Source organism: Kitasatospora sp. MBT66, from assembly GCF_000710405.2.
Lineage (GTDB): Bacteria > Actinomycetota > Actinomycetes > Streptomycetales > Streptomycetaceae > Kitasatospora > Kitasatospora purpeofusca.
In genome coordinates this window covers 784,183-784,513 of record NZ_JAIY01000006.1, presented here as the reverse complement: position 1 = coordinate 784,513, position 331 = coordinate 784,183, and positions in this window count along the sequence as shown.

Sequence of the window (331 nt, the reverse complement as noted above, 5' to 3'; positions counted from 1 at the left end):
GAGCGGGAGTTCGTCCGGCGGCTCCAGTCGCACGGCGTGCCGACGACCGTCCGCGACACCCGCGGCCAGGAGATCGACGGCGCCTGCGGCCAGCTCGCGGCGGCGGGCTGATCGAACGACGAGCCGGACCACCGGCCGAATCACGCAGAAGGGCCCGGCCATCGGCCGGGCCCTTCCGCGTAGTCCGTAGACCGCCCCGGCGGCTCAGCGCAGTCCGGCGGCGGCCAGGGCGGCGGTCGCCCCGCCGGTGACCAGCAGGACCGTACCGGTCATCAGGGTCCGCAGCACGACGGCGCCGAACAGCAGCCGGGGCGCCGCCCCGAGCCGCAGC